At 59.5% G+C, this 21,508-nt stretch carries 17 protein-coding genes and 1 pseudogene; 11 read left to right on the top strand and 7 right to left on the bottom strand.

The window, feature by feature from the left end:
• Positions 1-730: 730 nt before the first annotated feature.
• Positions 731-2,050 (bottom strand): PLP-dependent aminotransferase family protein, encoded by a 1,320-nt coding sequence (locus F8N12_RS04940; protein ID WP_150579441.1) that lies wholly within the window; start codon positions 2,048-2,050, stop codon positions 731-733.
• Between the two features lie 96 nt (positions 2,051-2,146).
• On the opposite strand from F8N12_RS04940, the gene F8N12_RS04935 reads away from it, so the two are divergent.
• The 5 genes and pseudogenes from F8N12_RS04935 to F8N12_RS04915 all read left to right on the top strand — a co-directional run bounded on the left by F8N12_RS04935 (position 2,147) and on the right by F8N12_RS04915 (position 6,248).
• Complete coding sequence (locus F8N12_RS04935) at positions 2,147-3,043, top strand: DMT family transporter (protein WP_150579440.1); 897 nt, start codon at positions 2,147-2,149, stop codon at positions 3,041-3,043.
• Between the two features lie 168 nt (positions 3,044-3,211).
• A pseudogene (locus F8N12_RS04930) lies at positions 3,212-4,329 on the top strand (bifunctional transcriptional activator/DNA repair enzyme AdaA).
• Positions 4,330-4,368: 39 nt separating this feature from the next.
• Positions 4,369-4,989, top strand: a complete 621-nt coding sequence (locus F8N12_RS04925; RefSeq protein ID WP_150579439.1) for a DNA-3-methyladenine glycosylase family protein — start codon at positions 4,369-4,371, stop codon at positions 4,987-4,989.
• 167 nt (positions 4,990-5,156) lie between these two features.
• Positions 5,157-5,645, top strand: a complete 489-nt coding sequence (locus F8N12_RS04920) for a GFA family protein (RefSeq protein ID WP_150579438.1) — start codon at positions 5,157-5,159, stop codon at positions 5,643-5,645.
• Between the two features lie 198 nt (positions 5,646-5,843).
• Entirely contained in the window at positions 5,844-6,248 is a 405-nt protein-coding gene (locus tag F8N12_RS04915; RefSeq protein ID WP_150579437.1) for a PaaI family thioesterase, read from the top strand.
• A 12-nt stretch (positions 6,249-6,260) separates the two neighbouring features.
• Here F8N12_RS04915 and F8N12_RS04910 read toward each other — a convergent pair whose 3' ends face one another.
• Positions 6,261-6,875: a tRNA-(ms[2]io[6]A)-hydroxylase gene (locus F8N12_RS04910; RefSeq protein WP_150579436.1), complete on the bottom strand. Its 615-nt coding sequence runs from the start codon at positions 6,873-6,875 to the stop codon at positions 6,261-6,263.
• Positions 6,876-7,032: 157 nt separating this feature from the next.
• Here F8N12_RS04910 and F8N12_RS04905 point away from each other — a divergent pair, with 157 nt between their 5' ends.
• The gene (locus tag F8N12_RS04905; RefSeq protein ID WP_150579435.1) at positions 7,033-7,896 is read left to right on the top strand and encodes a universal stress protein; all 864 of its coding nucleotides are present in this window, start codon (positions 7,033-7,035) and stop codon (positions 7,894-7,896) included.
• Positions 7,897-7,920: 24 nt separating this feature from the next.
• On the opposite strand, the gene F8N12_RS04900 is transcribed toward F8N12_RS04905, so the two are convergent.
• Positions 7,921-8,391, bottom strand: coding sequence for a DUF1289 domain-containing protein (locus F8N12_RS04900; RefSeq protein ID WP_010459705.1), 471 nt, complete (start codon positions 8,389-8,391; stop codon positions 7,921-7,923).
• A gap of 410 nt (positions 8,392-8,801) precedes the next feature.
• Between F8N12_RS04900 and acnB the strand changes: the two genes are divergently transcribed.
• Positions 8,802-11,411, top strand: coding sequence for a bifunctional aconitate hydratase 2/2-methylisocitrate dehydratase (gene acnB, locus F8N12_RS04895; RefSeq protein ID WP_150579504.1), 2,610 nt, complete (start codon positions 8,802-8,804; stop codon positions 11,409-11,411).
• 959 nt (positions 11,412-12,370) lie between these two features.
• Here the strand turns inward: acnB and F8N12_RS04890 are convergent.
• The gene (locus tag F8N12_RS04890) at positions 12,371-13,651 is read right to left on the bottom strand and encodes a serine/threonine transporter (protein WP_150579434.1); all 1,281 of its coding nucleotides are present in this window, start codon (positions 13,649-13,651) and stop codon (positions 12,371-12,373) included.
• 390 nt (positions 13,652-14,041) lie between these two features.
• On the opposite strand from F8N12_RS04890, the gene F8N12_RS04880 reads away from it, so the two are divergent.
• The 4 genes from F8N12_RS04880 to F8N12_RS04865 all read left to right on the top strand — a co-directional run bounded on the left by F8N12_RS04880 (position 14,042) and on the right by F8N12_RS04865 (position 17,604).
• Entirely contained in the window at positions 14,042-14,425 is a 384-nt protein-coding gene (locus F8N12_RS04880) for a tautomerase family protein (RefSeq protein ID WP_150579433.1), read from the top strand.
• A 190-nt stretch (positions 14,426-14,615) separates the two neighbouring features.
• Positions 14,616-15,581, top strand: coding sequence for a 2-hydroxyacid dehydrogenase (locus F8N12_RS04875; RefSeq protein ID WP_150579432.1), 966 nt, complete (start codon positions 14,616-14,618; stop codon positions 15,579-15,581).
• Between the two features lie 143 nt (positions 15,582-15,724).
• Positions 15,725-16,792, top strand: coding sequence for a phosphotransferase family protein (locus tag F8N12_RS04870; protein WP_150579431.1), 1,068 nt, complete (start codon positions 15,725-15,727; stop codon positions 16,790-16,792).
• 44 nt (positions 16,793-16,836) lie between these two features.
• Positions 16,837-17,604 (top strand): SDR family oxidoreductase, encoded by a 768-nt coding sequence (locus F8N12_RS04865; RefSeq protein ID WP_028623050.1) that lies wholly within the window; start codon positions 16,837-16,839, stop codon positions 17,602-17,604.
• Positions 17,605-18,023: 419 nt separating this feature from the next.
• On the opposite strand, the gene F8N12_RS04860 is transcribed toward F8N12_RS04865, so the two are convergent.
• The 3 genes from F8N12_RS04860 to F8N12_RS04850 all read right to left on the bottom strand — a co-directional run bounded on the left by F8N12_RS04860 (position 18,024) and on the right by F8N12_RS04850 (position 21,421).
• The gene (locus tag F8N12_RS04860) at positions 18,024-18,275 is read right to left on the bottom strand and encodes a DUF1652 domain-containing protein (RefSeq protein WP_150579430.1); all 252 of its coding nucleotides are present in this window, start codon (positions 18,273-18,275) and stop codon (positions 18,024-18,026) included.
• A 184-nt stretch (positions 18,276-18,459) separates the two neighbouring features.
• A complete protein-coding gene (locus F8N12_RS04855) occupies positions 18,460-19,953 on the bottom strand; it encodes a helix-turn-helix transcriptional regulator (protein WP_150579429.1) in 1,494 nt (497 codons plus the stop codon).
• A gap of 184 nt (positions 19,954-20,137) precedes the next feature.
• Positions 20,138-21,421, bottom strand: a complete 1,284-nt coding sequence (locus tag F8N12_RS04850) for a Zn-dependent hydrolase (RefSeq protein ID WP_150579428.1) — start codon at positions 21,419-21,421, stop codon at positions 20,138-20,140.
• Between the last annotated feature and the right edge of the window lie 87 nt (positions 21,422-21,508).

Genomic DNA, 21,508 nt, shown 5'->3' with positions numbered 1-21,508 from the left:
GCTGCGACAGGGTCTGTGCTGCACCGAAACCTGTAGCAGCTGCCGAAGGCTGCGTTGGCGGTCTACCAGATGGCTAGTGATCATCAATTTAAACCGGCTACGCCGGACGCAGGCTGCGCCAGCTGCTACAGGGTCTGTGCTGCACCGAAACCTGTAGCAGCTGCCGAAGGCTGCGTCGGCGGTAAGCCAGTTGGCCGGTGATCATCAGGTAAAACCGGCTACGCCGGACGCAGGCTGCGCCAGCTGCTACAGGGTCTGCGGTGCACCGAAACCTGTAGCAGCTGCCGAAGGCTGCGTCGGCGGCCTACCAGATGGCTGGTGATCATCAGGTGAAACCGGCTACGCCGGATGCAGGCTGCGCCAGCTGCTACAGGGTCTGTGCTGCACCGAAACTTGTAGCAGCTGCCGAAGGCTGCGTCGGCGGACTACCAGATGGCTGGTGATCATCAGTTGAAACCGGCTACGCCGGACGCAGGCTGCGCCAGCTGCTACAGGGTCTGTGCTGCGCCGAAACCTGTAGCAGCTGCCGAAGGCTGCGTCGGCGGTCTACCAGATGGCTGGTGACCATCAATTTAAACCGGCTGCGCCGGACGCAGGCTGCGCCAGCTGCTACAGGGTCTGTGCTGCGCCGAAACCTGTAGCAGCTGCCGAAGGCTGCGTCGGCGGTCTACCAGATGGCCGGTGATCATCAGGTGAAACCGGCTACGCCGGACGCAGGCTGCGCCAGCTGCTACAGGGTCCGCTTCACCGCGATCAACGCGGTGCGCAATGAATGCATATCCACCGAGCCCAGCGCCAGCCGGATCGCATGGGGCACACTGGCGCCTATGGCAAAAGGCTCAGCAGTGGAAACGGCCACCTGCTGCTGCATCAAGGCCACAGCGATCTGGTCGGCTCGGGCATCTTCGCCCAAGGGCAACCATAAAAAATACGAAGCCGGATGACTGATGTAATCCAGCCCCGTCAATACCTCCCTGGCGAGGGCCTGCCGGGCGCGCGCATCGGCACGCTTTTGCACTTCCAGTGTGTGCACGGTGCCATCGTCGAGCCAGGCGCAGGCAATCGCAGTCATGACGCCGGGCGTGTTCCAGGTAGTGGCGCGGATTGTCCGTTCCAGCGCTGGCACACGGTCTGTCGGCGCGGCGACGAAGCCAACGCGCAAGCCCGTGGCGACATTCTTCGATAACCCTGACACATAAACCGTCCGCTCCGGTGCCAACTGCGCCAGCGGCGGCGGCGGGTCCTCGGCAAGAAATGCGTACGCACCGTCTTCGATGATCAACAGGTCGTGCAGGCGGGCAATCGATACCAGTCGATCTCGCCATGCGGCAGCCTGCACCCAGCCGAGCGGATTGTGCAGCGTCGGCATGCTGTAGACGGCCCGCACCGGTCGACGCCGACAAAGGACTTCGAGCGCGTCGAGATCAGGCCCCGAATCGGTGGCTGCAATAGGCACAAGCTCCAGATGCAACGCTTGCGCAAGCACCTTGAATCCCGAATAGGTCAATGCGTCTGCCGCCACCACATCGCCCGGTTTAAGCAAGGCCATCATCGTCACGGCCAGCCCATGTTGCGCGCCGCTGACGATCAGCACCTGCTCGGCCAGCACCTGCAAACCGCGTGTGCGCAAATGGTTGGCGACCGAAACACGCTCATGCGAACGCCCGGCATGGGGCTGGTAGCGCAGGTGCGCTTCAAGGTCGCCGGACAACGCCAGTTGACGCAAGCCATGGCGCAACAGGTCAGCCTGCCCCGGCAATGAAGAGTAATTGAAATTGAGGTCGAGAACGCCTGCCGCCACATCGGGCTGATCGACACCATGATTGGGCGGCAATGACGTTTCGCGCACGAAAGTACCGCGCCCGGCTTCACCGCTCACCAGCCCCATGGCCTCCAGCTCGGCGTACACACGGCTGGCAGTAACCAGCGCCAGCTGGTGCGTTGCGGCCAGTTCACGGTGAGGGGGCAGACGAGTGCCAGGCGCCAGTTTTCCCGAGCGGATGTCAGCGGCGTAGGCATCAACGAGCGACTTGTAACGGGAGCGCGGCATGTCGAGATGTATCCATGACAATTTTTTGATTGTCTTGATAATCGGTCATACGATGCGCTGAGGCAACCCGCCGATCAATCATCAAGTGAGCCCCACATGGAACGAGCAACAGGCCTGCACAGCCAGCCCCGCGAGAACACTTCCAGCGGCTGGATCAACGGCTTGATTGGCGTGGTGATTTTCAGTGGTTCGCTGCCGGCTACGCGGGTGGCGGTGCTGGAATTTGATCCGGTGTTTCTAACCGTTGCGCGGGCGACCATTGCTGGCGCGCTAGCGCTGTGCCTGTTGTGGCTGTTCAAGGAACAGCGCCCAGCCCGCAATCAATGGCTGCCGCTACTGATTGTCGCGCTCGGCGTGGTGGTCGGGTTTCCCCTGCTGACGGCGCTGGCGCTGCAGTACGTGACGTCCGCGCATTCAATCGTCTTCGTCGGCCTGCTGCCTTTGGCAACTGCCGCGTTCGGTGTTCTGCGCGGTGGCGAGCGACCCCGCCCGGTGTTCTGGGTATTCTCGATTCTCGGCAGTCTGCTGGTATGCGGTTATGCCTTGGCACGAGGAATGACGGCCTCACCTGCCGGCGACATCCTGATGCTGCTGGCGATTCTGGCGTGCGGGCTCGGTTATGCCGAGGGTGCAAAACTGTCCAGAACACTCGGCGGCTGGCAGGTGATTTGCTGGGCGCTGGTGCTGTCGCTGCCGGTAATGGCGATCTTGACCGGCCTGCTCACGCCAGCGTCGTTCAGCGGGATCAGTACGCCAGCGTGGTTGAGTCTGGGTTACGTCTCACTGTTCAGCATGCTGATCGGGTTCGTGTTCTGGTATCGCGGGCTTGCACAAGGCGGGATCGCCGCTGTCGGCCAACTGCAGCTGTTGCAGCCCTTCTTCGGCCTGGCGCTGGCGGCCACAGTGCTGCACGAGCCGGTGAGCCTGGGCATGTTAGGAGTAACGCTGGCGGTGATTGTGTGTGTGGCTGGCGCAAGAAAGTTCGCAAGGTAACCGACTGTACCGGGTTCGAGGTATTTCGCTGTCGGGGTCTCGCGGCAAGGGGCAGTGGCAAAAACAATGCTCGCGCTGCTGGAGTCGATCATGCAGCTCGCCCGCGAAGAAAAATTGCCTGTCGATTTTCCGGTGGAGCTCTCCGGCAACGCCACTTATGCTCAATCCATGAACCTACAAAACGCTGCACTTCCGCCCCACGCCGAGATGATCCGCGCCATGCTCGAACGGGACACCGCTTACGAAGGGGTGTTCTTTACGGCAGTGAAAACTACGGGCATCTTTTGTCGTCCCAGTTGCACGGCGCGCAAGCCCAAGCCGGAGAATGTCGAGTTCTTCGCCCACGCCGATGACTGCCTGTCAGCCGGCTATCGCGCCTGCCTGCGCTGCAAACCGCTGGATGCTGCGGCCATTGCGCCAGAATGGGTGCAGACCCTGCTGAGCGCGGTGGATGCCGATCCCGAGGTACGCTGGAGCGATGCGCAGTTGCTCGCCCAGGGCATTGAGCCGCTGAAACTGCGGCGCTGGTTCAAACAGCATTTCGGCATGACCTTTCATGCCTGGCTGCGCACCCGACGCCTCGGGATGGCGTTGGGCGGAATAAAACAGGGCCACTCGATTGACCACGCCGCGTTCGATTCAGGCTATGATCCCTGAGCGGTTTTCGCGATGCGTTTCAAAAATCCTTCCACATCACCCCCGGTCGCGCCGCCCGCAGCGAGCCCTTGCTGTTCAGCCGGCTGACTACGCCGCTGGGGCCGATGATCGCCATGGCCGAACGACGCGGGTTGGTGTTGCTGGAGTTCCTCGATCGGCCGGCCCTCACGCGCGAAGTCGAAGCCCTGCAACAGCGCTACGGTTACGCTGTGGCGCCCGGCCACAATGAGCACTTGCGCCAGATAGAGCTAGAGCTGGCGCAGTATTTCGCCGGCAAACTCAGTGAATTCAAGGTCGCCCTGCACCTGCCAGGCAGCGAATTCTCGCAGCAAGTCTGGGCACAGCTGGCGAAAATCCCCTATGGGCAGACCAGCACCTACGGCACCATCGCCGCGACATTGGGCAAGCCGGGTGCCAGTCGTGCGGTCGGCCTCGCCAATGGGCATAACCGGGTGTCGATCGTCGTGCCCTGCCACCGGGTGATCGGTGCGGATGGTTCGCTGACGGGCTATGGTGGTGGACAACCGCGCAAGGCGTTCTTACTCAGGCTTGAGAAGGCTGCGGTGCAGATCGGGCAAGCAGTGAAAACGCCTTCGCGAGCAAGCCTTGCTACAGGGGACTTGTTCTGAGCTGGCTTGCAGAATCCACCCTCACCTCAGGAGCAAGGTTTGTCCGTAAATCCATATTTGTCTGCCAGTGAGTACCTGGCGTGCATCGACGACGACTGGCGTCGCCACATCGCCGCCATTGGCCCGTGTCTGCACCAACCGCATCCGGCTCGCGATCCCTATGAATCGCTGGTGCGAGCCATTGCGTATCAGCAACTGCACGCCAAGGCTGGCGATGCCATTGTCGGGCGACTGGTGGCGTTGTTTCCTGACCGCCCCTTCCCACGACCTGAACAGATTCTGGCCTGCGGATTTGATCAACTGCGGGGCTGCGGATTCTCCGCGAGCAAGATTACGACCCTCCAGGGCATCGCTCAGGCAACACTCGACGGTGTGGTGCCGGACTACGCGACAGCGCTGGCCATGGAGGATGAAGCGCTGATCGAGCGCCTGACCGCCCTGCGCGGCGTCGGTCGCTGGACGGTGGAAATGTTGCTGATCTACAGCCTGGAGCGGGCGGATATTCTGCCGGCGGATGATTTCGGCGTACGCGAAGGTTTTCGGCGTTTGAAGCGATTGGAAAAACAGCCGGGCAGGAAGCAGATGATCGAGACCGGACTGGCGTGGAGCCCTTATCGGACAGTGGCTGCCTGGTATCTGTGGCGGGTCCCGGCGAGGTAGACCGCGTTGGCGTTCATCGCCAGCAAGCCGGCTCCTCCAGGATTAGTGCCGATCATGGAATATGTTTTCGACACCACAGGCGGAGCAAGCTTGCTCTCGATGAAGCCGGCAGCACCGCCACATATCTTCTAGGCTGAACCCCACCCCTCATCCCGACCGAGGTCCCCATGCATCTCGAAGGCTCCTGCCACTGCGGCGCGGTTTCATTCAACTTGACCAGCGCGCACCCCTACCCTTACCAGCCATGCTACTGCTCGATCTGCCGCAAAACCCAGGGCGGAGGTGGTTATGCGATCAATATCGCAGGCGATGCCACCAGCATGAAGGTGCGCGGGCGCAAGCACATTTCGATCTACCACGCTCGGCTCAAGGACGATGGCGACAAACGCGCCCACCGCAGCACTGCCGAACGGCATTTCTGTTCAGTGTGCGGTTCGGGATTGTGGGTGTTCAGCCCCGAGTGGCCCGAGCTGATTCACCCTTTTGCCTCGGCCATCGATACGCCGCTGCCGGCGCCGCCACAACACACGCATGTGATGCTCGGTTCGAAAGCGCCGTGGGTGGACGTTCATGTGCAACGCGGTGACCAGCAGTGTGATCGCTGGCCGGAGGAGTCCATCGCCGAGTGGCATCAGCGGCTGGGTCTGGAGGGCTGAATCAAGTCTGTTCGACGGGATGCAGGCAGCCGGCCGGATCCACATTCTCTGGTCACCGCCCGCGCTGCAGAACCTGGCAGGCCGTGCGTTGATCAACCGGCATTCACGGAAATTCCAGCGGCCCATCACCCTCGCTGATCGACAAAGACTTCCGGCTTTCTTGGGCGCATGTTGATACCTCAACCGGAGGGATTCGATATGCTCGACACACTCAAACAAATCAACTCAACGTCAGCTTTCAACCGTTGGGCAGGTTTTGAAGTCACCCGCGCCGAGCGGGGCGAGGTCGAACTGACCCTGGCTTTTCGCCCCGTCGACATGGCGCAATACGCAGGTTTTCTGCACGCAGGCATGATCGGCGCGCTACTCGACACCGCTTGTGGTTTCGCGGCGGGAACGGTAGCCGGTACCGTGTTGGCTTCACATTTTTCGGTCAACTGCCTTGCCCCGGCCGTCGGCGAAGTCTTCGTTGCACGAGGTCAGGTGGTGAAGGCAGGCAAGAAGCAGGTGTTCGCCCGCGCCGAGCTGTTTGCGCAAAGCGGTGATCAACTGAAACTGGTGGCCACCGGCGAGGCGATTCTAGTGCCCGTGGATGCGCGCTGAGCGCAAAGTCGATTAATTTGATGCAGCTTTCGGCACGCCACTGTGAAAACGGAACTCCACGTCCGGCGATTCGATCAGCTCCTGCTCGGCGGCACGGACTTTGTCGATCACCTGTGCAATGTCTTTGGCATCCCCGTACTGGTAGGCCAGTTTCAGGTAGCCCTGGAAGTGCCGGGCTTCGCTTTTCAGCAGGCCGAAGTAAAACTTGCCGAGTTCTTCGTCCAGATGCGGCACCAAGGCCTCGAAACGCTCGCAACTGCGCGCTTCGATGAAAGCGCCGACCACCAGCGTATCCACCAGCTTCACCGGCTCATGGCTGCGCACCACTTTGCGCAGCCCCGATGCGTAACGCCCGGCGGACAGCTGGCGGAGTTCAACCTTGCGCTTTTTCATCAGGCGCATGACCTGCTCGTGATGGACCAGCTCTTCCCGGGCCAGACGCGACATCAGATTGATCAGATCAACGTGGCTGTGGTATTTCGCGATCAGGCTCAACGCGGTGCTGGCGGCCTTGAATTCGCAGTTCTTGTGGTCAATCAGCAGGGTTTCCTGATCGGCCAAGGCGGCCTGAACCCAGCCGTCCGGGGTGCGGCAGCCAAGGAACTCGTGGATTTCGGGAAGGATCATGGGGCTCACGGCGAAAGGTCTGATACGAAGGGCGGCGATTATACCGGCCTGTCGCCAGACCACCAGCCGCGACCGTTGATATGCATCAAGTCCCGGATACGCTCGTAGCAACTATAGTTGTGCAACGCCGTATTTTTCTTTTCTGGAGATCCCGACCATGCAAGCCATCCGCAGCATTCTGGTGGTCATCGAACCTGAACATTCGGAAAGCCTGGCGCTTAAAAGGGCCAAGTTGATTGCCGGCGTGACTCAGGCTCATCTGCACCTGCTGGTCTGCGACCGCAAGCATGATCACGGCAGCATGCTCAGTGTGCTCAAGGCCGGGCTGCTGGAGGATGGTTACAGCGTCACTACAGAGCAAGCGTGGAATGAAAGCCTGCATGAAACCATCGTCGATGTGCAGCAAGCGGAAGGCTGCGGATTAGTGGTCAAGCAGCATTTTCCTGATTCATCGCTGAAAAAAGCCTTGCTGACCCCGGCCGACTGGAAACTGCTGCGCTACTGCCCGACGCCGGTATTATTGGTCAAGACGTCCAGGCCGTGGACGGGTGGCGTGATTCTGGCGGCCATCGATGTCGGCAACACTGACGGCGAACACCGCACGTTGCATGCGACGATCATCGATCACGGTTACGACATCGCCAGCCTGGCCAAGGCGCATCTGCACGTGATCAGTGCACATCCTTCACCGATGCTGTCGGCAGCCGATCCGACACTGCAACTCAGCGAGACCATCGAGGCGCGCTATCGCGAACAGTGCAAGGCGTTTCAGGCGGAATTCGACATTGATGACAACCATTTGCACATCGCTGAAGGACCGGCTGATGTGCTGATCCCCTTCACCGCGCACAAGTTGGGGGCGGCGGTGACGGTCATCGGCACCGTGGCGCGCTCGGGATTGTCCGGGGCATTGATCGGTAATACGGCGGAAGTGGTGCTGGATGTGCTGGAGAGTGATGTGCTGGTGTTGAAGCCGGACTCGATCATGGATCATCTGGAGGAAATTATGGCGCAGCATTGAACTTGAAAAGCAGAGACTGAACAGTCACCCGCCAAAAGCGTCTTTGAGAAACCCTGGCGCGATGTAGCGCTGGTAATGCGCCTCGGAGAGCAAAAAGAACTCCCGATCAATCGCATCGCGCAGTTCCGGCAAATTCCAGTCGCGAAATTCCGGCATCAGCACCATTCCGTAGGCTTCCAGATTGTTGATCACTCGCGCCCCGCGGGCGATCAACTGATAGGCCCAGCAATATTCCGACTGATGGGGCACAAAGCGAATTTTGCGCTGTTCCAGTTGCAGGCGCAGGCGCTGAGGATCAAATATCTCGAGTTTGCTGGCCATCACTTGAGACAATAATTGCTCCAGACGCAGCCACACCGCGCGCTTTTCTTCCTCGTTGTAACCGTTCCAGTTGATCACTTCGTGGTGAAAACGCTTGCAGCCGCGGCAGACCAGGTCACCGTAAACAGTGGAGCAGAGGCCGACGCAGGGAGTCTTGATGGTCTGATTGGGCATAGGTAGAAAAGTACAAGAAAGCAGAACAGGTCGGCATGTTAGCCCTTTGTCCAATATTGATCACCCACCAAAGTCCAATAGCCCCTCACTTACCTTTAAATTTTTTTTGCCGTAGAATCAGCCAGCCTTTTAAGGCGCCAATGTCCGTTTGAAGCTGTTTTCAAAGCGTCACGAGCACAGTCGTTCCTTCAGAGCGGTGTTGGCGAAGGGTTTTTCCAGCGGGGAAAAGCGCTACGCCAACCCTCATCAGCTCCCCGTTCTGCAGGCGTAAAACTTTGAAAGCAGCTTCTGTAAGGAATTGCCGGTAATTCTGGCTAAGTGGCCCACAACGCCATGCAGCGCATGAGTACGGCAATTTCGGGATGAGCGTCCCGGACACCCATTTGGGACCACTGATGAGGGTAATAACTGTGCTTGAAGCCTACCGCAAACATATCGAAGAGCGTGCAGCACTGGGTATCGTTCCCCAGCCGCTAAACGCCGAACAAACTGCAGGCCTGGTCGAGCTGCTGAAGAATCCCCCGGCTGGCGAAGAAGCTTTCCTCGTTGACCTGATCACCAATCGCATTCCACCTGGCGTGGACGAAGCGGCCTATGTAAAAGCCGGTTTCCTGTCTGCACTCGCCAAAGGCGAAGCCACCTCTCCTCTGATCGACAAAAAACGCGCGGTTGAACTGCTTGGCACCATGCAGGGCGGCTACAACATCGTCACCCTGGTTGACCTGCTCGACAGTGAAGAACTGGCTGCCGTGGCTGCCGCTCAGCTCAAGCACACCCTGCTGATGTTCGATGCGTTCCACGACGTCGCGGAAAAAGCCCGCAACGGCAACGAACACGCCAAGGGCGTGATCCAGTCCTGGGCCGACGGCGAGTGGTTCCGCAATCGCCCTGTCCTGGCCGACAAGATCAGCCTGCGGGTATTCAAGGTCACCGGCGAAACCAATACCGACGACCTGTCCCCTGCTCCGGATGCCTGGTCCCGCCCGGACATCCCGTTGCACGCCCTGGCCATGCTGAAAATGGCCCGCGAAGGCATCGTCCCGGACGTTCAAGGCGTTACCGGCCCGATGAAGCAGATCGAAGAAATGCGCGGTCAAGGCTTCCCGATCGCCTACGTCGGTGACGTGGTCGGTACCGGTTCTTCGCGTAAATCCGCGACCAACTCGGTGCTGTGGTTCTTCGGCGACGACGTTCCTTACGTGCCAAACAAGCGTGCCGGCGGCTTCTGCTTCGGCAGCAAGATCGCACCGATCTTCTACAACACCATGGAAGATGCCGGCGCACTGCCAATCGAATTCGACGTCACCAACATGAACATGGGCGACGTGATCGACCTGTACCCGCATGCTGGCAAAGTCTGCAAACACGGCACCGATGAAGTCCTGACCACCTTCGAAATGAAGACCCCGGTGCTGTTGGACGAAGTCCGCGCCGGCGGCCGTATCCCGCTGATCATCGGTCGCGGTCTGACCGACAAGGCGCGCGCCGAGCTGGGCCTGGGCCCAACCGATCTGTTCAAGCTGCCGGAAGCACCTGTCGACACCGGCAAGGGCTTCACCCTGGCACAGAAAATGGTCGGTCGCGCCTGCGGCCTGGCAGAAGGCAAAGGCGTTCGTCCTGGCACCTACTGCGAACCGAAAATGACCACCGTGGGTTCCCAGGACACCACCGGTCCTATGACCCGTGACGAACTCAAAGACCTGGCTTGCCTGGGCTTCTCGACCGATCTGGTGATGCAGTCGTTCTGCCACACCGCGGCCTATCCAAAGCCGATCGACGTGACCACCCACCACACCCTGCCTGACTTCATCATGACCCGTGGCGGTGTATCGCTGCGTCCAGGCGACGGCATCATCCACAGCTGGCTGAACCGCATGCTGCTGCCGGACACCGTCGGTACCGGTGGTGACTCCCACACCCGTTTCCCGATGGGCATTTCGTTCCCGGCCGGTTCCGGTCTGGTCGCGTTCGCCGCAGCCACTGGCGTGATGCCACTGGACATGCCGGAATCGATCCTGGTGCGCTTCAAAGGCAAGATGAAGCCTGGCATCACCCTGCGTGACCTGGTTCATGCCATTCCTTACTACGCGATCCAGGCTGGCCTGCTGACCGTAGAGAAGAAAGGCAAGAAAAACGCCTTCTCCGGCCGCATCCTGGAAATCGAAGGTCTGAACGACTTGACGCTGGAGCAGGCTTTCGAGCTCTCCGACGCCTCCGCTGAGCGTTCGGCTGCCGGTTGCACCATCAAGCTGTCGAAAGAATCGGTGACCGAGTACCTGAACTCCAACATCACCCTGCTGCGCTGGATGATCGGCGAAGGCTACGGCGATCCACGCACCCTGGAACGTCGCGCCCAAGCGATGGAAGCCTGGGTTGCCAACCCGGAGTTGATGGAAGCCGATGCGGACGCGGAATACGCCGAAATCATCGAGATCGACCTGGCCGAAATCAACGAGCCGATCCTCTGCGCACCAAACGACCCGGACGATGCCCGTCTGCTGTCGAGCGTTGCCGGTGAGAAGATCGACGAAGTGTTCATCGGTTCGTGCATGACCAACATCGGTCACTTCCGCGCTGCCGGTAAGCTGCTGGAACAGGTCAAGGGTCAGCTGCCAACCCGTCTGTGGCTGTCGCCACCGACCAAGATGGACGCTCACCAACTGACCGAAGAAGGTTACTACGGCATCTACGGCAAGGCCGGCGCACGCATGGAAATGCCGGGCTGCTCGCTGTGCATGGGTAACCAGGCACGTGTTGAGCCGAACTCGACTGTGGTGTCGACGTCGACCCGTAACTTCCCGAACCGTCTGGGTGACGGCGCCAACGTCTACCTGGCCTCGGCCGAGCTGGCGGCCGTCGCTTCCACCCTGGGTCGCCTGCCGACCGTCGAAGAGTACATGGGTTACGCAGCGAAACTGGACACCATGGCCAGTGACGTTTACCGCTACCTGAACTTCGACCAGATCGCCGAGTTCCGCAAGATCGCAGCAAGCGCCAACATCCCGGTGATTCAAGCCTAAGGGTGTGTTGATGTAGTTTGACTTGGTAAACAAGCGCCGCGTATCGCAAGGTACGCGGCGTTTTTTTATGCCTGGAACACAGTACTGGCAACATGCAGGAGCTGGCTTGCCTGCGATGGCGAACCTGACAGCCGACCTGGAGGCTGGATCAGACCGAGTACATATCCGTTATTCAGGTAACGGCAGCATTGGGTTCCGCTCTTACAGCGGCTCACTTTTGAACAGCGCAAAAGTAAGCAAAACGCTCTTGCCCCAACACTCGGCACCTCGCCTAGGCTCGGTGGGCCCGTAATCCGACATTGATTTGGGGGGCCGCCGCCACGCGCCATCCATGGCGCAGGGCGGCTAAACCGGCATCCCTGCCGGTTTACCCCCCAAATCAATATCGAATTCCGGCCAGCGTGTTTGACGGGGCGCCTCAAATCAAAATCAAAAGCGCGGCAGCCTTGAAGCCGACCGATGTTGAAGGCCGAACTCGGTTCAACTGTAGGAGCCGACTTGCCTGCGATGGCGGCCCGACAGCCGACCTGGAGGCTGGATCAGACCGAGTGCATATCCGTTATCCAGGTAACGGCAGCATCGGGTTCCGCTCTTACAGCGGCTCACTTTTGAACAGCGCAAAAGTAAGCAAAACGCTCTTGCCCCAACACTCGGCACCTCGCCTAGGCTCGGTGGGCCCGTAATCCGACATTGATTTTCGGGGGCCGCCGCCACGCGCCATCCATGGCGCAGGGCGGCTAAACCGGCATCCCTGCCGGTTTACCCCACAAATCAATATCGAATTCCGGCCAGCGTGTTTGACGGGGCGCCTCAAATCAAAATCAAAAGCGCGGCAGCCTTGAAGCCGACCGATGTTGAAGGCCGAACTCGGTTCAACTGCATGAGCTGGCTTGCCTGCGATGGCGGCCCAACAGACGACCTGGATGCACACTGCGCAGTCAGATAAACAGCATCAGCACTCAAGCCATAAACGAATACAGCAACGCCGTAATCGCCACTAAACCTACCGCTGTAACAAACACATTGGACGCCTGCCCACGGTATTTAGCCATGGCTGGCACCTTGCGAATGGCGTACATCGGCATCAGGAACAGGATCGATGCAATGATCGGCCCGCCCAGGGTTTCGATCATGCCGAGAATACTCGGGTTCAATGTAGCGACTATCCAGCACACCAGCAGCATGAACGCGGCAGTGATGCGATCCAGGCTCTTGGCAGCGGGACGACGGCCAGTCTTCAGCACCAGCCCCTTGAGGCCTTCACTCGCGCCGATGTAATGCCCCAGGAACGATTTGGCAATCGCCACGAACGCGATCAAAGGCGCCGCAAATGCGATGGTCGGGTTGCTGAAATGGTTCGCCAGGTACGACAGGATGGACAGATTCTGCGCCTTCGCTTCCGCCAGTTGCGCTGGCGACAGGGTCAGCACGCAGCTGAACACGAAGAACAGCACCATCACCACCATCAATGCATGGGCGCGCGACAGGATCTGTGAACTGCGCTCTTCGGCGTGCTCTGCGTAGCGACGTTTCTGGTCCACGGCAAACGCGGAAATGATCGGCGAATGGTTGAACGAGAACACCATCACCGGAATGGCCAGCCACAGCGTGTGCAGCAGCGCAGACGGCTGCGGTAGTGTGCTGGCCGTGCTGAGGATGCCTCCGTTCCAGTGCGGAATCAGGAACACCGCCAGAAACAGCAGCGCGACGATAAACGGATAGACCATCAGGCTCATGGCTTTGATGATGAACTGCTCACCGCAACGCACCACTGCCAGCAACCCGAGAATCAGCACCAAGGACAGAATCGCGCGCGGTGGCGGCGTGACGTGCAGCTGATGTTCGAGGAAACTGCCCACCGTGTTGGTGAGCGCCACACTGTAGATCAGCAGGATCGGGAAAATGGCGAAGAAATACAGCAAGGTGATCAGCGCACCGGCCTTGATGCCGAAATGCTCTTCGACCACTTCGGTGATGTCCGCGCCTTCGCGGCCGGATAACACGAATCGGGTCAGGCCACGGTGCGCGTAAAACGTCATCGGGAACGCCAACACCGCGAGAATCAGCAACGGCCAGAAACCGCCCAGCCCCGCGTTGATCGGTAAGAACAGCGTGCCGGCACCGATTGCCGTGCCAAACAGACCGAGCATCCAGGTGGAGTCGATGCGACTCCAGCTCGTCAGTGTTGCTGGTGTCGCCGCTTCGTAGCGTTCGTCGACGCTATTGGCCTGATCATTCATCCGGTGGGATCTCCGCATTCCGGTCAGTTGCTACCCGGCCAGGGCGAGTCGGAAAAATCCGACAGGCAGTGCCCTGGTCGAAACAGGGGCGCGATTGTCCGGGATAAGTGAACAGAAGCAAAGACTTAGCTGAGGAGCGGTCAAGCGGATCGGGCGGCCGAACACGGCTTCACCCTGTGGGAGCGGGCTTGCTCGCGAATTCGTCAGGTCAGACAACAATGATGTCGAATGGCACGCCGCCTTCGCGAGCAAGCCCGCTCCCACATTGATTTTCCGCTCACTCAAGAACTGTGGAACCAGCATCCACTAGCCAAGCAACAGCGCGCGACTCGATAACCGTCTACCGTCATGCATTCACACAGCAGTCTTCATCACTCAGAGGTCCATGCCATGCCACTGGTCCGCATCAGTCTCAAACAGCAAGACGACCCCACGTACGCCAAACGCATCGGCCAACTCGTCTACGCCGCCATGCACAGCGCGATCAATGTCCCGGAGAACGATAACTTCCAGATCCTCACCGAGCACGATGAACAGCACTTCATCTATGACCCGCAATACCTGGGGATCCAGCGCACCGACAGCCTGGTAATCATTCAGATCACGCTCAGCGAAGGTCGAACCGTCGACCAGAAGAAGCTGCTCTACACAACCATCGCCGAGAACCTGAATACGCAACTGGGGCTGCGCCTCGAAGATGTTTTCATCAACCTGGTTGAAGTGAAAAAGGAAAACTGGTCGTTTGGCAACGGAATCGCCCAGTACGCGCTCTGAAACTCACCTGCAAACGTCGGGCTCCGGCCCCTGCCCCCGGAAGTTTGCAGGTGACCGGAGAACTTTTTTGCTGTCCGAAAACCTTCCGCTGGCGTTCCGCTATGATCATCTGAAGGCGGTGTCTTTGCTCATTGCCAAAGCGCATACAAGCCAGCCTTCTCAAAGAATCTTCGAGCAACAGGAGCCCAGCATGCCCGCAACTGTTCTGGTACTGGTTGAAACCATCAACGATTATTTGCCGATTCTTGAACATCAGGGCTTCCACCTGATTCTGGCCCCGACTCCTGCCGAACGTGCTCAGGCCATTGCCACCCACGGCGCGCGGATTGATGCCGTATTGACCCGTGGCCCTTTGGGTCTGTACGCCGAAGAGATGGCTGCCCTGCCCGCGCTAAAGATTATCTGCGTGATCGGTGCCGGCTACGAACACGTCGATCTGCAAGCCGCGTCGGACCGCGGTATCACCGTTACCAATGGCGCCGGCGTTAACGCCTCATCGGTCGCCGACCATGCCATGGCGTTGCTGCTTGCACTGGTGCGTGACATTCCCCGCTGTGATGCCGCCGTGCGTCGCGGCGAATGGCCGAAAATCATGCGGCCGTCGCTGGCCGGCAAGCACTTGGGGATTTTGGGCCTGGGTGCGGTCGGCATGGCCATTGCCAAACGCGCCGCCGATGGTTTCGACATGAAAGTCTGTTACCACAACCGCCAGCATCGCAGCGACGTACCCTACACATTCTGCTCAACGCCCAACGAACTGGCGCGCGCTTCGGACTTTCTGGTGGTCGCCACTCCGGGTGGATTGGGCACCAGGCATTTGATCAACCGATCTGTACTCGATGCCTTGGGACCTAACGGATTCATCGTTAACATCGCGCGTGCCAGCGTCATTCAGACGACGGATCTGATTGGCGCACTTGAACAGCGGCGCATCGCCGGCGCGGCGCTTGATGTGTTTGATCACGAGCCTCAGGTCCCGGACGCTCTCAAGGTGTTGAGCAACGTGATTCTGACCCCGCACGTTGCAGGATTGTCGCCGGAAGCCACCAAGGGCACCGTCGAGCTGGTCGGGCGAAACCTGGCAGCGTTCTTTTCCGGGCAACCGGTCTTGACCCCGATTGACCTGCCGGAAGCGGAAAGTCAGGCCGTCTTGTAGGACGATTCAAACAGGCGTATCAAAAGCAATGATTGCCCGGCAACACGCTCACCTATAAGGGGTGATCGTGGTTGTCGCTATCAGGTGCGCGCATTAGATTAGCCAATAGTTTCAGGCCTCCAGAATAAGCAGAAGGGATAAACATGGCGCTTACTGACCAGTCCACCCGAATCCGCAGCGGCGAAGAACTCGATGCCAGCCTGATCGATCCCTACGTAAAGGCCCATATCCCGGGACTCAGCGGCTTGCCACGTATCAGCCAGTTTCCAGGTGGCGCGTCCAACCTCACTTACCTGCTCGAATACCCGGAACAGGAGTTCGTCCTGCGTCGCCCGCCGTTTGGCCACAAGGCCAGGTCCGCCCACGACATGGGGCGTGAATTTCGCATCCTTAATCAATTGCGCGACGGCTTCCCGTATTGCCCGAAAGCCTACGTGCACTGCACTGACGAGTCGGTGATCGGCGCCGAGTTCTATGTGATGGAGCGGGTCAAGGGGATCATCCTGCGTTCCGATTTGCCGCCGGAACTGGGGCTGGACTCGACGAAAACCGAGGCATTATGCAAAAGCTTCATCGACAAATTCGTCGAGCTGCACCAGGTCGATTACAACGCCTGCGGGCTCGGCGACCTGGGCAAGCCGGAGGGTTATGTCGCCCGCCAGATAAAGGGTTGGAGCGAGCGCTACGAAAAGGCGCTGACCCCCGATGCGCCGCAGTGGGAAGCGGTGAAGGCCTGGCTCAATGACAAGATGCCCGCCGACCACCCGACTTCAAGCATCGTGCACAACGACTATCGCTTCGACAACGTGATCCTCGACCCGAACAACCCGATGCAGATCATCGGCGTGCTCGACTGGGAACTCACTACCCTGGGCGATCCGCTGATGGATCTGGGCAACACGCTCGCCTACTGGATCGAAGCCGGCGACCCGGCACCGGTGCAATTGCTGCGTCGGCAGCCAAGCCATGCGCCGGGTATGCTGACCCGCCGTGAATTTGTCGATTATTACGCGCAACGCTCAGGCATCGAGATCGACAATTTCGATTTCTATTACACCTACGGGCTGTTCCGCCTGGCCGGTATCGTGCAGCAGATTTACTACCGTTTTTTCCACGGCCAGACCCAGGACAAACGCTTCGCGCCGTTCATTCACATGAACAAATTGCTGGAGCAGATGAGCCTGCAGGTCATCCACAAATCCAGCCTTTGATTACGCCCCTAGGCCAACAACAAGACTTTTCACAAGGGAATCCCATGTCCAAGACACAGCTGTTCGACCTCGATGGCAAGATCGCGTTCGTCTCCGGTGCCAGCCGCGGTATCGGTGAAGCCATCGCCAAATTACTCGCGCAGCAAGGCGCCCACGTGATCGTCTCGAGCCGCAAGCTCGAAGGCTGCCAGCACGTCGCCGATGCCATAATCGCCGCCGGTGGCAAAGCCACGGCGGTTGCCTGTCACATTGGTGAAATGGAGCAGATCAGCCAGGTGTTCGCGGGCATCCGCGAACAATTCGGGCGCCTGGACATTCTGGTCAATAATGCCGCAACCAACCCGCAATTCTGCAACGTGCTCGACACCGACCTCGGCGCCTTTCAGAAAACCGTCGACGTGAACATCCGCGGCTACTTCTTCATGTCGGTTGAAGCCGGCAAACTGATGCGCGACAACGGTGGCGGCAGCATCATCAACGTGGCTTCGATCAACGGTATTTCGCCAGGGATTTTTCAGGGCATCTATTCGGTGACCAAGGCCGCAGTGATCAACATGACCAAGGTATTCGCCAAGGAATGTGCGCAGTTCAACATCCGTTGCAACGCCTTGCTACCGGGTCTGACTGACACCAAGTTCGCTTCGGCACTGGTAAAAAACGACGCCATCCTGAAGACCGCTCTGGCGCAGATCCCGCTCAAGCGCGTAGCAGACCCGAGCGAGATGGCAGGTGCGGTATTGTTCCTCGCCAGTGATGCGTCGAGCTACACGACTGGAGTTTCGCTGAACGTGGACGGCGGTTTCCTGTCCTGATCAGGCAGCTACCCGACTACTGCGTCACACATCGGGTCGTTTTGGTCACGCGAGTCACCTGCCCCTGCGCCCTCATATCACCGAGCACGTCGGTTTCTTCGGCGGTTTCGCAGGTGCGTTGGGGGATGGGTGGCGGCGCGGCAGGTGGTGGGGGCGCAGGACTGGCGCAACCACCTGAAATGGCTGCGCAGAAAGCGAGTGATAGTGGCGCAATGACGCGTTTCCCAAGACTGTTCATAGGCTGACCCGCGATAAGTGATCGACAGATTTTTACAACACGACGCGCGGTGCAGTGCACAGCGCAACCGTGCTGCATAAATCCTTCGTATTCCTTATAGCTCAGTCGGGTGGCGATGCCAGTCCTTAGCACCGGTATCGCCTGCACGCCTGCATAAAACCATTCCGATGACAGGCGGAGCCTACAGCACAGGATCCGGCCGATGGAGCGTATTGCTTTCCAGCTCGTAGCGCAGCTCTTCGATCAAAGCCTGTACGGACTCAGCGCTGACCAGAGTGGCAACATTCAGCCCGGTCACCACCAGATCTACCTCACCGGTGTCCGGACTATAGAGTTTCACAGTCAAAGAATGATCCCCGGTCAGCGTGCATTCACAGGCCAGAGGGGAGAAGCTCTGCTCCAACTGCGCGCGCAGATGCGCCAGCGAGATCATTCCGACTCACCGTGACAGAGTTGTTCAGTCAACCGTGTGCTACTTGCGATCATATAGATTGCTGATCCTTTTATACCGAGGGAAACGATACCGACACAGTCCGCTATCGCACCCCTACAGGCTAAGAACCACGGCCCAGATTCAACACATGAATATGCACCAGGCAGTCTAGTGCATTTGCACCTTAACGCTGGCCCGGATGCCGGTCGCTGGAAAACAGCCCACGTTCGCGCGCCCAGACGATCGCCTCGCTGCGACTGTGAACGTCCAGTTTGGAGTAAACCGTCGCCACATGATTGCGCACGGTATTGGGCGCGAGCTTGAGACGGGCGGCAATCTCCTTGTCGGCCAGACCTTCGCAGATCAGCCCCAGCACGTCGCGCTCACGAGCGGTCAGGTCGGTATACGAAACACTGGGCAGGTTGGGTGAACTCACGCTTTTCACGTTGGCCAGTTTTTCGATCAGCGTGCGGCTGAACCAGGAAGCGTCTTTCATCACTTCTTCGATGGCCGCTACCAATTCCAGCTCCGTGCGTTTGCGCTCGGTAATGTTCATCAACACCAGCAGGTAGCACGGATTGTCCTGAATGTTGACGGTGTCGGCCGACAATGCGCAATCGATCAGTTCAGTGTCTTTTTTGCGCACCCGCACATCAACGCGATCCAGCCGGGCGTTTTTCTCCAGTGCCGCGAATAGCCGGGAGCTGGCAGCCTTGTCGTGAAAAAAACCAATGTCGGCAACGCTTTTGCCCAGCACTTCTTCACTGGGATAAGCGAGCGTGTCGAGGAACGCCTCGTTGACGTCCATCACCACCTGACTACTGGCGCTGCACACCAGAATGGGTACCGGGCTCAGGCGGAAGGCTTTGGCAAAGCGCTCCTCGCTTTGACGCAGGGCAACTTCAGCCTTGCGACGGGGTTCGACGTCCACGAACGAAAACAGCATGCAGTCTTCGTCATTGAGTTCCAGCGGCTGGCCCGCAACTATCACTTGCTTGACGCCTCCGTCGGGCAGGCTCAGTTCCGCCTGCATCTGCGGGATAGTGCCGCCTTCGCGCAGGCGCTGTTTGGCAAGGTCCTTGTTTTCGGCACCTTCCAGAATGTCCAGCTCATAGGTCGCCGTGCCGATAACCTGATCGCGGGCATACCCGGTCATCTCGAGAAAGCCCGGGTTGACCTTGATGTAACGCAAATCGCTAAGACGACAGATCACTGCCGGGGCCGGGTTGGCGTTGAAGGTTTTTTCAAAGCGCTGCTCGGCGCTGGCCCATTCGGTGACGTCGTCCATGATCAGCACCATGAATTCCGCTTCGCCCTGGTTGTCGGTCAGCACCATGCCACGAACTCTGTGCACCCAGTTGCGCTCGTCGTTGTCGGCGTGAGTCACTTCCACCAGCACATCGTCGAACATTTCCCCACGGGCCACGCGGTGGATGGGGTAGTGGTCGGCCGGGACAGCGTGATTATTGCGATATCGCAGCGCAAAGCGCTTGGCGTATTCCTTGGCGTTGCGCCCCATATCACTGACTTGCGCCACGCCATGCATAGCCAGCGCGGCCTCATTTGCCCAACGAATGGTCTTATCGGGATCCAGCACAATCACGCCGTCGGACAACCCGGCGATGATCTGCTGCAAATGGCGACGATTGGTTTCGGTTGACAGGACGTCCTGGCTCATTGGGTCTCCACATTTCTTGTCGCGCCAGCGGGTGGCGCTCTGTGAAGATGTCGACCGCAGAGGGTTGCGATAGTGCGAGCAAACAACGCACGTCTGCAGGAGCGAACCTGCCCCTACATTGGCGGCGCGCACAGAATCTGCAGTCGGCGTGGGGACAAGCTTTGCTTTAATGGCACTCGTCAATTCAGCCGGCGAGCCCCCCGCCTGCAATAGCCGTCGAAGCCGCGAGCATTGCCCGTAGCAGCACCGCGCACCCTGCCGCAAGATCCTCCGGCGCTGCGTTCTCGATTTCGTTATGACTGATACCGCCCTCGCACGGCACGAAAATCATCCCGGCCGGGCCGAGTTCGGCGAGGAAAATAGCGTCGTGCCCCGCCCCGCTGACGATGTCCATGTGCGATAAGCCCAAGCCTTGCGCAACACCGCGTACGGCGTCGACGCAGCCCTTGTCAAAATACAGTGGCGGGAAGTCGGCAGTGGGTGTCAGTTCGAACAACAGGCCGTGCTCTTCACAAGTCGTTTCGATGACCTGGCGGACCTCAGCAATCATCGAATCGAGTTGCGCCGGTTCCATATGACGGAAATCGAGCGTCATGCGAACTTCCCCGGGGATGACGTTGCGTGAGCCGGGATAGGCTTGCAGGCAACCGACTGTGCCACAGGCGTGAGGCTGATGGCCGAGGGCTGCGCGATTGACCGCGCCTACAATAAGCGCCGCACCGACCAGGGCATCCTTGCGCAGGTGCATTGGCGTCGGACCGGCATGGGCTTCGACGCCGCGCAGTTTCAGATCGAACCATTTCTGTCCGAGCGCGCCCATAACGACTCCGATGGTTTTGCGCTCGTCTTCCAGGATAGGGCCCTGTTCGATATGCGCTTCAAAATAGGCGCCGACCGCATGGCCGCTGACGGCGCGAGTGCCGGCGTAACCGATGGCGTTGAGCGCTTCGCCAACGGTGACGCCTTCGGCGTCGACCTTGGCCAGGGTTTCCTCAAGGGTGAATTTCTCCGCAAACACACCCGAGCCCATCATGCAGGGGGCGAAGCGTGACCCTTCTTCGTTGGTCCAGACCACCACTTCCAGCGGCGCTTCGGTTTCCACGCCGAGGTCGTTGAGCGTGCGCAACACTTCGACGCCGGCAAGCACGCCGAAGCAGCCGTCGAACTTGCCGCCGGTGGGTTGGGTGTCGATGTGGCTGCCAGTCATCACCGGTGGCAGGTCCGGATTGCGCCCGGGGCGACGGGCGAAGATATTGCCGACGCCGTCGATGCTGACGGTGCAACCGGCGTCTTCACACCATTTGACAAAAATGTCGCGGGCCTGACGATCGAGATCGGTCAGGGCCAGACGACAGACCCCGCCCTTGACCGTGGCGCCGAGCTTGGCCAGTTCCATGAGCGACTGCCAAAGGCGATCGCGGTTAATGTGCTGATGGGCGGAATGCAGAACGTCTACGGCTGCGTTCATGGGGATCTCCTCAGGCATTTGTTATAGGTTTGTTCAGGCAGTTATTGGAAGAATCTGATGCCGCATCGCGAGCAGGCTCGCTCCCAC

Origin of the sequence: Pseudomonas fluorescens (assembly GCF_902497625.1) — a bacterium.
Lineage (GTDB): Bacteria > Pseudomonadota > Gammaproteobacteria > Pseudomonadales > Pseudomonadaceae > Aquipseudomonas > Aquipseudomonas fluorescens_BQ.
The sequence above is the reverse complement of the archived record's forward strand: the minus strand, read 5'-3'. Positions and strand labels throughout refer to the sequence as shown.